Annotated in this window: 10 protein-coding genes; all 10 read right to left on the reverse strand. The window is 47.1% G+C overall.

The genetic code is table 11. From position 1 onward, the window contains the following. Positions 1-257 precede the first annotated feature (257 nt). From moeB to IDZ20_RS16045, 10 genes are read right to left on the reverse strand one after another with little or no spacing between them, the layout of a single operon-like run. Complete coding sequence (moeB, locus tag IDZ20_RS16000; RefSeq protein ID WP_188152452.1) at positions 258-2,162, reverse strand: molybdopterin-synthase adenylyltransferase MoeB; 1,905 nt, start codon at positions 2,160-2,162, stop codon at positions 258-260. Beyond that, a complete protein-coding gene (locus IDZ20_RS16005) occupies positions 2,155-2,853 on the reverse strand; it encodes an ABC transporter ATP-binding protein (protein ID WP_188152453.1) in 699 nt (232 codons plus the stop codon). The genes moeB and IDZ20_RS16005 overlap by 8 nt, the downstream gene beginning before the upstream one ends. A 14-nt stretch (positions 2,854-2,867) precedes the next feature. Next, positions 2,868-3,941 (reverse strand): efflux RND transporter periplasmic adaptor subunit, encoded by a 1,074-nt coding sequence (locus IDZ20_RS16010; protein ID WP_188152454.1) that lies wholly within the window; start codon positions 3,939-3,941, stop codon positions 2,868-2,870. A gap of 27 nt (positions 3,942-3,968) precedes the next feature. After that, entirely contained in the window at positions 3,969-5,135 is a 1,167-nt protein-coding gene (locus tag IDZ20_RS16015) for an ABC transporter permease (RefSeq protein WP_188152455.1), read from the reverse strand. Positions 5,136-5,137: 2 nt separating this feature from the next. After that, positions 5,138-6,298 carry an ABC transporter permease gene (locus tag IDZ20_RS16020; protein ID WP_188152456.1) on the reverse strand — a complete coding sequence of 387 codons (1,161 nt, stop codon included), beginning with the start codon at positions 6,296-6,298 and terminating at the stop codon, positions 5,138-5,140. 2 nt (positions 6,299-6,300) lie between these two features. Beyond that, positions 6,301-7,251 (reverse strand): thiopeptide-type bacteriocin biosynthesis protein, encoded by a 951-nt coding sequence (locus tag IDZ20_RS16025; protein ID WP_188152457.1) that lies wholly within the window; start codon positions 7,249-7,251, stop codon positions 6,301-6,303. Next, complete coding sequence (locus tag IDZ20_RS16030; RefSeq protein ID WP_188152458.1) at positions 7,251-8,753, reverse strand: nitroreductase family protein; 1,503 nt, start codon at positions 8,751-8,753, stop codon at positions 7,251-7,253. The genes IDZ20_RS16025 and IDZ20_RS16030 overlap by 1 nt, the downstream gene beginning before the upstream one ends. Positions 8,754-8,764: 11 nt before the next feature. Beyond that, positions 8,765-10,747, reverse strand: coding sequence for a TOMM precursor leader peptide-binding protein (locus tag IDZ20_RS16035; RefSeq protein ID WP_188152459.1), 1,983 nt, complete (start codon positions 10,745-10,747; stop codon positions 8,765-8,767). A 1-nt stretch (position 10,748) separates the two neighbouring features. Beyond that, positions 10,749-12,581 (reverse strand): hypothetical protein, encoded by a 1,833-nt coding sequence (locus IDZ20_RS16040; RefSeq protein WP_188152460.1) that lies wholly within the window; start codon positions 12,579-12,581, stop codon positions 10,749-10,751. Then, positions 12,578-13,717, reverse strand: coding sequence for a lantibiotic dehydratase C-terminal domain-containing protein (locus tag IDZ20_RS16045; RefSeq protein ID WP_188152461.1), 1,140 nt, complete (start codon positions 13,715-13,717; stop codon positions 12,578-12,580). Before IDZ20_RS16045 ends, IDZ20_RS16040 begins: the two co-directional genes overlap by 4 nt. Positions 13,718-13,739 lie beyond the last annotated feature (22 nt).

Here is a 13,739-nt window from a genome sequence, read left to right on the forward strand (position 1 = left end):
ACAGGTTTGCGCTGATGTGGCGGATATAAGATCGTAATAGTTTGGGGAAAGATTTGCGGTAGTGGTGAGGTTTGTCCGATGGTCTTGCCCAGAAGGACAAGACCAAACGTTGGAACTGAAGGCTTAAACATCGCACCCCGATCCTGATAGCGCTAGTGTAATTCTTAAGACTGCAAATCTAAGCGTTACAAGTATGGGCATTCGAAATAAGAACTTTTGAATTAGTAATCGTCAACCATTAACCCCCCATCAATACTTTAGCTAGCACTACAAACAGCTTGATAGTCGGCAAGTTCAATCTCTGCAGTATTGTTTGAGCAGCATTCGCACTTTTCGTCCTTGTGTATATTCAGCTCTCGGAAGCGGCTATTCAAGGCGTCGTAGCTGATCATTTTGCCGACCAATGGACGACCTATGTCGAGTAAAAGCTTCAGTGTTTCAACCGCGCAAAGCATTCCTATCACCCCGGGCAAGACACCTAATACACCCGCATCGCTGCATGATGGCGCTAGCTCTGGTGGCGGTGGCGATGGATAAACGCATCGATAACAGGGCCCCTTAGACGGCCAAAATACACTCATTTGGCCATCAAAGCGGAATATTGAGCCGTGAATAAAAGGCTTATCCAGTCTAACGCAGGTGTCGTTTACAAGGTAGCGTGTGGCAAAGTTGTCGGTACCATCGACTACTACATCGTATTGTTCAAATATTGATAATGCGTTGTCAGCCGACAGCCGTATTTGATGCTCGACCACTTTTACATCGGGATTTAAATGCTCGATGAATGCGCGCGCGCTTTCCGTTTTTGGTTTCCCAATCGTATCGGTGGTGTGAATAATTTGTCGCTGTAAATTAGACGCGTCGACAATGTCGTCATCAATAATACCGATGGTGCCGACGCCGGCCGCCGCCAAGTACATCAATATTGGGCTGCCAAGTCCGCCGGCGCCAATACAGAGTACGCGAGATTCCAGTAGTTTTATCTGACCTTCTTCTTTAACTTCGGGTAAAGTAATGTGGCGCAGGTAACGCTGACGTTGGCTTTCGTCTAGGCTTTTAGGTTGAATAAAGTTATAGCCGGCAGCTTTCCATCCTTCGAATCCTTGTTCCATATTGTAAACATTGGTGTAGCCCATAGTTTGTAGTGTGTTCGCCGCGAGTAACGATCGCAAGCCGCTAGCGCATGTTACTACAACCTTTACGTGCGGATCTTTGAGTTCGCGCTCTGCCTGCATCTCCAGAACGCTACGATCAATATGGATAGAGCTGGGTATAAACCCTTGCGCGCGTTCATCGTGCGAACGAACATCAATAATGACCACTGATTCGCCAGCTACGATTAAATTCTGAAGTGATTGAGGTGTGAGATGCGGAATGCTCTTTTGTAAGCGTTCTCGCAGGTCTTGAAAATGACTACCGCCGGAAATTGCTGGAAGAATTTCAATGACATCGCCATTGGCGATAGCACTATCCAGCCCGTCGTACATTCGGATGTCATCGTTGTTGAGAAAAATATTCACAAACCGATGCAATGATCCGGCTTCGGAAAATAGCTGCTTGCCTACGTCGTGAAACTGCTCGGTTAGATGAGAAAGCGCTTGGCCGACAGTTTTGCCGCTAACTTCCACTTCAGACTGACCATCTGTGTGTAAGCGAAGCGGGCCAGGAATGAGAATAGTCGTCATGGTCATAGTGTCCTGTTGTGAGTGGTGTGTTGATTCAGCATTTACGATTTCTATCGTATTTTCGTTCCAGTGATCCTTGTTACGACTCCACGCTGTTAGCGTTTCCGCAACTCCTGCATTTACGCTAACAATAAGGTAGCTATAGCCCGGCCAAGGGTTGCTCTCGCGCAAATCCGCCTGGGACGGCTTGGCAATATCATCTGGATGGCTATGATAAAAACCGACAATATCTAAACCCATCATTCTCGCATGGTGACTTGCGGCTACCAGCGCATCAGCAGCGAAACTAAATTGCCAGCTGCGATCGCTTTTATTGGCCGCATTGTTTAGCGGAATTGTAGTGCTTACGTACTGTCTTTCGGTCGTAGATTCGTTTGTGGCGCCAATGAGCAAACCACAGGCTTCATCGGGGTAGCAGCGCGTAGCGTGCTGTTGGATCTGCTCCAATGAAGTGGGTGTGATCTGTATCTTACGCACAGGCAAGTAACACTTCTTCGATAAAGGTACCTTTGTCGAGCCGGAATGAAGTGCGTGCGAAGCTTTGCGCGGTTTGATCATGGGTTACCATGATGATGCTTTTACCAAAATCTTTATTTAGCAGACGCAGAGTTTCCAATACTTCATTAGACGTGTCGCGATCCAAATTTCCTGTAGGTTCATCACAAAGCAATACCGGTAAATCCGCAACCAGTGCACGGGCAATGGCGACGCGCTGTTGCTGGCCGCCGGAAAGCTGCGCAGGTTTATGCTTGGCTCTATCGGTCAGCCCGACAAGTTCTAAAGCCGCAGCAACTTTACGCTGACGTTCAGTTCGGGTTAACTTGGTCATAAGCAGAGGCAGCTCAACATTCTGCTGTGCACTTAACAGCGAAATTAAATTAAATTGTTGGAAAATAAAGCCGACATTCTGGGCGCGCCAACGGGTGAGTTGTGATTGGTTAAGATTGTCGATACGAGTATCGCGAAACCAAATTTCACCACTATTAATCGTGTCAACGCCGCCGAGTATGTTGAGTAAAGTTGTTTTCCCCGATCCGCTTGGACCGAGAATTGCGCAAAACTCACCATCTTTTATGGTCATATCTAGCTTGTCGAAAATACCGACGCGCTCATTTGAATCGCTGTAAAACTTATCAACTTTTTTAAGAGTAAAAATCGCATCTTTCATGATTGCACCTGGCTCTAGGCTTTGGGGGGCGCGAAACTAACTTTCACGCCCATCTCGGGAAGAATTTTTGAATCTACATCGGCTATCTTTATACGTACGCGAATGGTCGCTTTAGCTCTATCTGCAGTGGGAATAATACGAACAACCTGACCGCTAAACTTCCAGCCAGGATAGGCATAGAGTTCCCCGACAATTTTTTGATTTTTACTGATTCTTTCGATAAACGATTCATTAACGTCGACGACGATCTCTAATGAGTCCATGTCAACGATCGTACATAAACCGGTACGTGTGTAACCGCCACCCGCTGTACTCGGCGAGATGATCTCCCCTAGCTGTGCATTTTTCTCTGTGACAACCCCTGAAAAAGGTGCCGTTATTACGTAGTCGTTAAGTAGTGTTTGCTGTTTTTTAACTTGCACGATTGATGTCTCGTACTGAGATTGGGCGACTTCAATCTGATTCTGTAAGCTTTTAACCTGGGTACCTAGGCGGGAATAGTTTGCATCGTTGGAATAGCCAGAGGAATGTAACTGCTCTTCACGTGCCAACACATTTAGTGCTTGTTCTAACTCTAATTCTTTGGTGTGAACTGCTAAAAGCAAACTTTTAGATTGCGATTGCAGCAGTTCTAGATCGACTCTAGCTTGAGCGTCATCTAGGGTTGCAATCACTTCCCCTTTTTTAATATAGGTGCCTTCTTCTACATTAATGCTAGTGATTAGGCCGAAATTTTTAGCGGAAACGGTCGCCATGCGCCGTGCAACTATGTAGCCAGATGCTTCAAGAGCGGCGCGCGCGTTCAATTCGCGTGAAGTGTCTGTAGAAGATTTAGGGGCGGAGACTGGCCTAGCTTCGAGAGTGTAGGTATCCTTTAGTTCTGGTGCGGCATCGAGCACGAGGCTTTTGCTATCCAGTGCTACCGATTTACTAGTGTCACCAATATTTGAATATTGGTAATAGGCTACGACAGGCAAGGAAACTAATAAGCCTGCAGCAAAAACCGGCCAGACTACACGTTTGCTACGCGTTGCTGGGACTGCGCGCTCCATACTGAGTTCTTTAAGAAGCTGTTCTTTTGTATTCATTGGGCTGTCACCTTGAGATTGCAAAAATTACAGCGCTAAGCGCTGGTTAACACCTCGATGAGCGGGGATGCATACCGCCAAGAATCCGACTATTGCTGATAATAAAAATGCTTGTAAGGCTATGCTGCCGTTAACCGATAAAGAATAAGAAACTGAATCAAAACTGCTGCCCATAGTGGTGGCGATAAATCCGTCGAATACCAGCAGCGCAATACCAATACCTACCCCGGCACCAACAACGGAACAAAGCAGCGACTCAAATAGGACGCTAATAAAAATACCCCAGCGACTAAAACCCAGCTGCCGTAAAATGACGAACTCGCGACGACGTGAGTCGATAGAAATTTGCATCGCGTTATAGATGCCGGTGAAAGTTCCAATGGAAAGCAGTATCGCGAGCGGCCAGGCGAGGTATGAAACCAAGTTAACCATACCTTCGGTTTGCTTAGAGAAATATTGCTTTTCGCTCTGCACAGCCAAATCTAAACGAATGTCTTCCGCGGAATATAGGGTTAGGTCGAAAAGAGCATCCTTATCAATTAATGCAATGCGTGCTGACTGATATTGATTGTGACGGTTATAGGCGCTTTGAACGCTGCTAAGATCGGCCCAAACTTCAGATTCAAATAAATTACCAGCGAGAGAGAATGTACCAACGACAGTCCAGTCGGAACCGCTTAGGCGCAGGGTGTTACCGACATCTAAGCCTTTTACTTCGCCAGCAATTTTTTCGCCTACCAGTATTTCATTTAGGCCGGGGGAGAACATTCTGCCAGAAGTGAGCTTAAAGCCTTCACGCAATACCGGTCCGTACTTAGTCATGCCTCGCAATGTAATATTTCGTTTAATGTTTTCGGCACGAGTACGGACGCCGACGATAACGCTGAGTTCGGAAGATAAAAGTGTGTTGCCATCCAATTTTTTTACGCCTGGAGCAGACTGTAATAATTCGATTTGCTCACGGGTAAGCTGACTGTTCATTTCGTTCTGTGCCTGACCACTCATCAGCATGGCGATATTTTCAGATCCGGTATTGTTTAGTGCTTGCCGAAACCCTTCGGACATCGACAAAAAACCAACTAAGACAATGACCACCAATGTAGACGCTAAAACAATGGTTCCGGAAACCCAGCGGCGTTTAAAAATATTGCCGAGTGTTATATAAATAAGTCGACTTAAAATTGCAGGTGACATAACTAGGCCTCGCGAGAGAATGCGTCGATTGGTTTCATGGTTGCGGCTAATAACGCTGGTATGCTACAAACTATAGTGCCGATCGCAATTGCAATAGCGAGCATCTCCGTCAGTACTTGAGGAGTAATACTTAAATTGGGTAGCAAGTCTGGAAGGTTCACGCTAATTAGGTGGTTAGCTATCATGGCGAGAAGTAGTCCCGCGATGGCGCCGAGCAATATTAGTAAAAATCCTTCGCTAATGATTAGTGCTAGCACCCCAGTCTTGCCGAAGCCTAGCATTTTCAATATTCCGATATCGCGAGTACGCTGTCGAACAGTTAGTGTCAGGGTGGAGCACACAACTAAAATAATGCTGGTAAAGGCGATAAATAAAATACTTTGTATCATCAGAGAAATATCGCCCAGCTGTTTAAAAAACTCGGTGTGAAAGGCGCGGTCGGTGGTGGTGCTAGTACGGTTATAGAATTGACTGAAGTGCTCATCTATTCGCAACGCCAAGTTCTCTACGGATACTCCGGGGGTGGCTGTAATTACGTAGGTTCCAGCGGTATCTCTAAGAGACGTTCGTGCTTCATTTAAATACTTGTAGTGAGTGATAATATAATTTCGACCACCTGCCTCGGCAGAGTTCTCAAACGTTCCACTCACCGTAAAGGGCCAAAAGTCTTCACCATTGTCGGGGAAAAACATAATGCTTTTTAACGGTATTCTATCGCCTACCTTCCAGCCGTATTTTCGCATTAGTGCTTCGCTTACCAACATTCCACCCGTAGTGGTAAGAAAATTGTTGCGATGCTCATTACTCATCTGCATTTCCGGGTGCTGCTGTATCCATGATTCCCCTTGCACAGCAAACGCCATTAGCATTTTGTTAGGATCTTGATAATAGGCTCCTATCCACGTCGCTGGCGTCACGGCGCTAACGCCCTCAATCTGTTTTATTCGGTCGCGATAGTTGATTGGCAACGGCTGGGTCATGCCTGCCTCGTGAGTCATAATCAAGCGATTCTTTCCGAATTCGTCAGTACCACCGAACATCGAGAAGCGCAGTGCGCCGAGCACGCCATATACTAAGAAGGCAACAGAAATTGTAATGACTAGCAACGAGCTACGCGATTTGTTGGCGATTATTGACTGATAAATTAACGTGTAAAAACTCATTTTTATACTCCTTGTACCGCATTCGCTAATAAGCGAGCGAGATAGCATTCCTGAGTTGGGATTACGCCTAAACGGTTGTTCATCATATGTACCTGCGAACTCAGCATCAATTGCACGGCTGTGTGGAAGTCATCTTCTGTTTCCACTGGAGCACCGGTTAGCGGCGATACTAATTCGCCATTCTTCCAAATACTTTCAAATTCTGTGATCGCATCGCGGATTGAAGCAGACCAAATAGTCTCTAACGTTTGCTTGCTATCGCGATCATTAATACTGTGAAGTAACTCCCCGACAGTTCTAACAATACCGGCATTTGCCTCTTTACCCGCGGATAGTTCCGCCTCTGCTGCGGCTTCAGAATAGGTTCGCCAATAGCTGGCGTAGCCATCAAAAAAATCAAAACCGGAGTTCGAGTCACAGCTGTAGCCGAAAAAAGTTGCCGCCATCAATGACATGGCGCGCATTAAGTGTTGCTGTACGTTGGTATTAGGTTCGCGGCAGATACGCAAAACAATATCGCTAGAAACCTGAAATAATTGTTCGTTAACTAGAATTGCCTGATCACCACCGTAGCGGGTAATCTCTGGTTCGTAGCTAATTGGCACTACTGCACCTTCGCCGTACCAATCTAATGTTTCGATGTTAAGTGTTTCTCCATCAAAAGAGTGCGCGCCATAGTATTGCTCACGGGTTATTGCCTTATCGGCGCTGTAGTCGACAATGACTTCTTGCAGCGCGTTTTGTAGCGCATCAGATTGATATGGTTTGTTGATTTTAAAACGTAGCCGCAGGTGTGGACCACCGTCCCAGTAGCGAATAAAGAACCAACGATCTAAAGAGTTTGAATTGACTAAACGCTGAACTTGCGGTGCTAACCATTCATTGAGAAAGCGCAAGGATTTCTCTGGGTCGGACAAGAATACATGCAGGCTTAGCCAATTGTTTTCATTCATTAGATTAATCCAATTTTATAGTTGGTGCGCCGGTTGAATCCCATTAATACCTGGTAAATAAGTTGCCCGGAAAATTGTAAGTCGTGCTCAATCTTATTTTCCTTAAACATTCTTACCGGTCTGGAAAACAACCCAAACGCGGTTGCAGTTATATTTAAATCTTGTGCCAACATGCCTGCAGCGATATGTACTCGGCGGAACATTTCATCGTCATGCTTTGTCTGTGCTTCGGCAAGATCAACAGTCATCAGCACCGATAGCGTCATAGCAGACATATTAAATTTCAAAACCTTATTTGGTAGCGCCGCTTGCATGTCAGTGACAAGTTCCCGTCCTGTTTTTTGCTGAAGCTGCACAACGCCATCTTGATCGTACAAAGCAACCGGTGCAGAGTTGGCATCCAACCATAAAAAATTTAATTTAACTGAGTCTTCACCAGGGTATACGGGTCGTCTAGCGCGTAGCGCATGAAATGTTGCTAGTAACTTATCCAAAAAGTCTGCAGGTAGCGATTTACTGCTAGGGGCAAATCCTGCGGCATCATTTCCGGAATTACGTTTTCGGAACAGTTTCAGTATATCTATGTGGTGGTGGGGATCGTCACTGTCAGTTGTTACAGGCGAGGCTGCTGCTGCAGGGCTGAACATTGGTATGGGGTTTGCCGAAGGTGCTTGAAACAATGCGACGAGTGCTTCTAGTTTTGAAAATCTTGACGTTAGATCTTTGCGGCGCTGCCACTGTGGGAGGGTGCGCACAACGGATGGCAGCGTTGCCAAGGATAGCGTGGCATCAGGCAGTTTGGCGGGTAGGGCAAACACGGTTGTTTCGAGCTTGTCCACACAGTCGAGCGATTGGTTCCACGTTTCGGGCTTTATCTCGCTTGCTAATTGCTGCCAGCCTAACAAGGTTAAAAGGTGCTCTGCTTGAGATTTAAGCCCACCGATCTCCAGATTTACAGGAAAGGGCGAAAATTCTCCGTACTTGTCTGCCAATTGCCAGTAGTGTGCAACGCCGACTATTGCCAGGGTGGCGCTGCCTAGTAGGTGCTGAAATTGCTCGCCTTCGGCAATCAATTCCAGCGCGTGGTAGTTGGCGTGGTATTGATATAAGCGTGGAATATCTTCGGCGACTACCACCATTACTCTATAAGGGCGAAGGCAGCGTACCGAAGGCACTGGCGTGTGCACTTTATAGGCGTTTTGCGGCTCAAATGTTTGTAGTGCAGCGAGGTAACGTAAGTAGAGCGATAGCTGCTGGCAAAATGGAAGATTAGTCGCGGCTTTGCCACCTTGAAGGTAATCTTTAAGAGACAGCAGTGTGTCTGGCAGGTGAGTGTCGAGGAGCCGCAATTTTGCGGCTCGCGTCGATTGTATCGGTGTGTAAACCTCACCCGCTTTTGGCGGGCGGAACGCCGGCACATCGAGTGAATCAAAGCGGCGATAGGTTCCCATAGCCCACGCTTCTTTATAGTCAAGTCGTTCCATATCGTCGTGTGGCTGCATGATTGATGCTCCTATGGAAAGTTATGTGGGTATGGGTTCAAGTCTTCACGTTTAAACTCACGGCCGGTGTCTAGGTGCGCACTTACTTTGTTGATGCGGTCGAGCGCTTCGCGGCGGTACTGATGCCCAAAGGTGACCGGCGACAAACCCGGTGCCAGAACCTTTACGCAGCTCAGCCCAGATTTTTCTAGCTCGTCAAAATTGAGGTCGATTGCAATCATATCTGTAGCAACATTCAAAACTTTGTCGATGCAATGGCGTAAGTCGTCGGTAAGATCTGGGTTGCGCATTTGTAAGTCTTGCTGCGAATAGAGCTCGTCCAAGGTGTATTTGTGTTGGTCGCCCTCAAACAAAAAACTAAGGCGTTGATAACTTTCCGGTAGGCTATAAAGCAGCACGTGGTCGTTCATTTCACGTACTTTATTTGCGTCGTGCAATAACTCGTGTGCACGCTCACGAAATTGCGGCAAGGATTTCTGGTAAACGCCCATGGAAGTTGTAACTTCGACCAGTGCACCAAAGATGGCCTGTTGCGGGTCGAAGTGGGCACCTGCAGCGCAGTAAGATTTAACTGGGGCATTATCGGAAGGGTCGACGATCATTGCCCACACCACGGGAATGTCGATATCTAGGCGTATATCAAATACATGAAGCTCGAAGCCCTGTGCTTTACTGCGTGCTATTAGCGTTCGAATACGTTCATCTTCCAGGCTCTCTAGGTCGAGCTGACGCGGTGGTATACGCGCATACCAAGAGGTAAAGTAAGCATCGCGCTCGACGACTTCAAGTAAGCCGTACAACATTGCTTCCTCGCGCGAGCCCCCCAGTGCACAACCATTGGATGAGTCGTACACGAAACGGTTAATAGGGTTTTTTATCTGGTCGGCTTTCAGCCAGTAGTAGACCAGTTGCTCCGGCACTAGCACGGGCTTTTGCAGGCGAAACGAATACCCCCACTTCCAGTTGTACTCGAGGTCTTCAGAGTAAGCCATCATATTAAAGCCGGGCATATCCAATTGGTCGTGGTTGTGTAACACAAAATCGCGCGGGTCAACGGCGTGTTCTTTAAGATCGCGGTAGCAACCACGCACCAGGTTTTTTACACCGCGGGCCGCTTGTCCAGAATAGCGTTCGAGCGCTTCGAGTATGGAAACCAGTTCGGATTTTTCACGTGTTTCGGTGCGCCCGTATCCCACTTCGATATTGTTGTCGTGGAAGATCGGTGCCTCTGCCGCGTAAAGTGGCATAAGGTCGGAATTAATGCTGTGAAATACGTGCTTAATCAACCCTGTCCATCTATCGACGTAGGTTTCTTTGAGGTTGCTTAAATCAAGCGTGCTGTTCGCTGCACGAAAATCTCCCGGGTTATCTTTTATTCGTGGCTGTAATTCTAATGCCACCAATTCTGCAGAGTCGTCTGGGCGAACGTCGCAAACAGGGCAGGCTGGGTAGGAAATAACGGGGTGACGGGTAATCTTAAGTGCGTGAGTTTGAATGCGTACCGCGTCTTGGCAGCGGCCGAGGCCCTGCTCGATGTCGTTTAAACGGGACGTTAACTTTTGTACAAAGGCGTCGCGTACCGGTTGGGAAAGAGGTTTACTCGATGTGCGTAGCCGGTCGGTAGGCAGCGTGTCTTGCGCTGTCCAATGATTGCTCTGTCGTAGATTGTTGTTAGCCCACTCCTTCAGGCAAAAAAAACAGCCAGATTTATTAGTGAGCAAGGTTGGCGCCAACCAAATGTCACCTGGCTCGACGGCAATAACAAGCGCGGGCGTGCCGGCGAAGCGCACCTGTGTTAGTTGGCGCTGAATAAAATCGCTAGCATGTACATCGGCGATAATAATGACCAGCTTGGCACTTGCAGTGTCCAGTGGTAATTCTGCAACCACTTGTGCTTGTTGTTGGTAGGCGAGGGATACCGCTCGAAGCGTTGGGGCTTGTAACCCAGTACCCTGATCGACGATTAAAATAGGTTTGTCTGCTGGATTATTCACTTTATGCGCTCCTCGCTATAGTGACAGATCCCACTACGTAGGAATTGGTGGTGAAAACAGTGTCCAATAATTGTTCGGTAACGTTTATTGGGATTAATTGTTCCGAACCCATATCATCCAACGCCTTGCCGCTTAGATATGAGGTTGCAGTTTGGAAGCTGGTAATTATGTCTATGTCGGAACGGTGCTCCAGGTCCGGTAACTGGAAGCGACTACAGGCGGCGCCAAGTGCCTCAGAAATCGCTGTAATGGCATCTACGCCGTACCCAAGTCCAAGAATGTTCGTGTCGGCAACAGCCCGTGCTGCCCAAGCGCGTATGCCTGGCTCGCGGAAGAGCTCAACTTTAATGCGCTGTGGTTGGTAAAGCCGTAGTACGCGCAGTAGCATTTGAACCTCTTCATTTTCAAGTTCGTCTGGAAACGCGTAATAGGACACGGAGTGTTGCTTGAATTCAGCGCTATTGATAACCGCTAGGGTTGTCGCTAGCTGTTTCCACGACTCATAGTCATAGGAGGAAACAATATTGCTATCGTTAATGTTAAAGAGTGTTTTAGCGTACTGAGTAAGCGACCGAGAAAGCGTGCGCATACCGGCGTCTTGTGCGCTTGTTCCCCAGCCGTGTACATCTTGATTGGCGGCGTTAGCGCTACGCGGGTAACGTATGCGAATCGCGTCGTGGTACAGCGGTAATTGTTTTAAGCGTTTGGACGGCTCAGGTGAAAAAGGCCCGAGTATCTCGTCAAAACTCGGCGCTAAGTTCATCAGTAGTGTCTCGTAATCACTGACTGGTCGCCCATCTGGAACCTCAAATTCAACTCGAAAATCGATAGGATTAAGTGGTGCGTTACGATCCAGCGTTGCTACCGGCAGAATCGGGTGATAGTCAACATCTAGCCAGGGTGAAATAATTGCGCAGTGATTGCGCATTTCAGATTTATAGATATTGAAAAAGTGGTTAATAAAACTGTATGCGCACACCGAGCCAATAAGCGCATGGCTAGCGGGAGAATGTAAACTGTCCTGATCGTAATCGAAGTTGGCTGGTAGCCAATTTAAAAAATCTAAATAATTGGTGAAGCCCTGTTCATTCAGCGGGCTGACGAAGCCGTGATTACGGGTTGAGGATGCGACCATAAATGCATGATTGTTCAGCCGAATACTTGCTGAATCGGACACGAATCTATCGAGTACTTGAACTTCATCGGCGGCAAATAGAACGAATTCTTGTCGGCCGGATGACAGCTGCTGGTTAAGCATGTCCTCATTTAAAAGCGTATAGCTAAACCCGCTATCATCCTTAGCTCGACTATCCAGTAACTGTTGGAATTCCGCTAGCTTTAGGCGCGAAGTTTCCATACCTGTGAACAGGATGTCGACATGACCAATGCCAGACATTACCAAACCGTTAAGTGTAGATTTTAGGGTGTGGCCGTTGCCAACAAGGACTATCCGTGTCTCACGCCAGCGGTTGAATTCGGTTAGATATTCACTATCGAGGTTGTCTTGTAGGAACCGCAAAAACTCAAGCGTCTCGCTGTTTTCTCCGAATTGTTCGCAGATGGCTTTTTCTGCAGTCGCATCTATTAGCATGTCGTGTGCAGTTAGCTCTTCGAATAAACGATTAACAAATGGCGCGATTTTATCTGGCAAATTATTGATGATGCTTTCCCTATCGCTACCGGAATCCATAAAGTGAATGACGCGAGAGACTAGCGGATACAAGCCTTTTCCTTTTAGTGCAAAGGTCTTTGCGCCAGCTTCAAACAGCACGCCATCTTCGGTTTCTGCGAAGTACACATAGTTTTTAAGCTTTAACCATTGTGAGCTGATCATGCTGTAGCCTCCTTGCGTGACTCTGTATACCCTGGAATCATAATGTCTTGCCAAGTGATATCGAGAAGGCCCTCAACCGTGGCGGCCGTCATATTACAAATGCAGTATTTTTCCGCAGGTGATACGTTAAGTGCCGGTAGTAGAAAGTAGAAAAAGTTGATCAAAGTTCGGTAGGACATAAACTCCGGAGATTGCAATAGCTTTAATCCTTCGTCATTCTCCAAGGCAATCGCCATTGGGCCTTTTTTCTCACCGTAGTGGAGCTCATCGGGGATGTCTGCTGCAATCACTTTGAGATTGTCTTGAAAAATATTTTCGCCGACTAAAAAATCATGGTTTGTAGCCACGATATTCTCGATACGCTGATAGCAGTCTGCAGCTATCGGCATCCATTCGGAAAATAACGACTGCAGCTCTGGGTCATCGCTAACATTGCCGAAATCGCCAGATAAAATTGCCGCTATAGATACGTCGAGCGAGGCTTTATATTTATTTGCTACGTTATCGAAGTGCGTACGAATGCGGCCGTCATTGTCGTAATGGACCATAAAGAATTCAGCGTGGGAACGGAACGAATTAAAACCGCGCCCTAGCCCATGATTTCGGTAAAAGGTGCCGGCGCCTGCTAAAAGTATACTGAGTGCGACAAAGAAATCGGACTTACGGTGTTGCTTAAGTGACTGCAAACGAAATACTAGGGGTAAGGTCGCCGCAAGGAAGCGGGATTTTAGTTCGCCAAATTCGTTCAGTTTTAAGGTGGAATTTTGAATGAACTTAGCTTTGCTAATTGAGTTGTTTTCTAGCAGTGGTAAATAGGGGCCCGGTTCAATTTCCACCAAAGCGAGTTGCTGAGATGTACGCTGGTAGCTGATTGGGTCTAGCTTTTGGGTTGAAGGATTTTCCTCTAGCCAAGCTAGTAAAGTACTTTCTGATGCGGGGTAAATATCATGATCGAAAGTCTCTGCATCGCAGTCGATTACTAAGTCTACGTGAGGCCCCAGCTTCCAGTGTGGAGCGATAAATACTTGCGATACACGTGTATCGCTGGATAGCTGCTCGACAATTTGACGAAGTGGCCCCGCAATTAGAGCGCTATTATCGGGCTCGAAGTAGGCCACACGAATAACATTTTTCATTTTAATACCCCTTTTACGCAAA

It is taken from the genome of Teredinibacter waterburyi, assembly GCF_001922985.1.
Classification (GTDB): domain Bacteria; phylum Pseudomonadota; class Gammaproteobacteria; order Pseudomonadales; family Cellvibrionaceae; genus Teredinibacter; species Teredinibacter waterburyi.

Bases quoted from the DNA above. Each gene is read 5' to 3' on its own strand.
- IDZ20_RS16005 (WP_188152453.1), bottom strand. From the start codon at position 2,853: ATGAAAGATGCGATTTTTACTCTTAAAAAAGTTGATAAGTTTTACAGC.
- IDZ20_RS16010 (WP_188152454.1), bottom strand. From the start codon at position 3,941: ATGAATACAAAAGAACAGCTTCTTAAAGAACTCAGTATGGAGCGCGCA.
- IDZ20_RS16015 (WP_188152455.1), bottom strand. From the start codon at position 5,135: ATGTCACCTGCAATTTTAAGTCGACTTATTTATATAACACTCGGCAAT.
- IDZ20_RS16020 (WP_188152456.1), bottom strand. From the start codon at position 6,298: ATGAGTTTTTACACGTTAATTTATCAGTCAATAATCGCCAACAAATCG.
- IDZ20_RS16025 (WP_188152457.1), bottom strand. From the start codon at position 7,251: ATGAATGAAAACAATTGGCTAAGCCTGCATGTATTCTTGTCCGACCCA.
- IDZ20_RS16030 (WP_188152458.1), bottom strand. From the start codon at position 8,753: ATGCAGCCACACGACGATATGGAACGACTTGACTATAAAGAAGCGTGG.
- IDZ20_RS16040 (WP_188152460.1), bottom strand. From the start codon at position 12,581: ATGATCAGCTCACAATGGTTAAAGCTTAAAAACTATGTGTACTTCGCA.
- IDZ20_RS16045 (WP_188152461.1), bottom strand. From the start codon at position 13,717: ATGAAAAATGTTATTCGTGTGGCCTACTTCGAGCCCGATAATAGCGCT.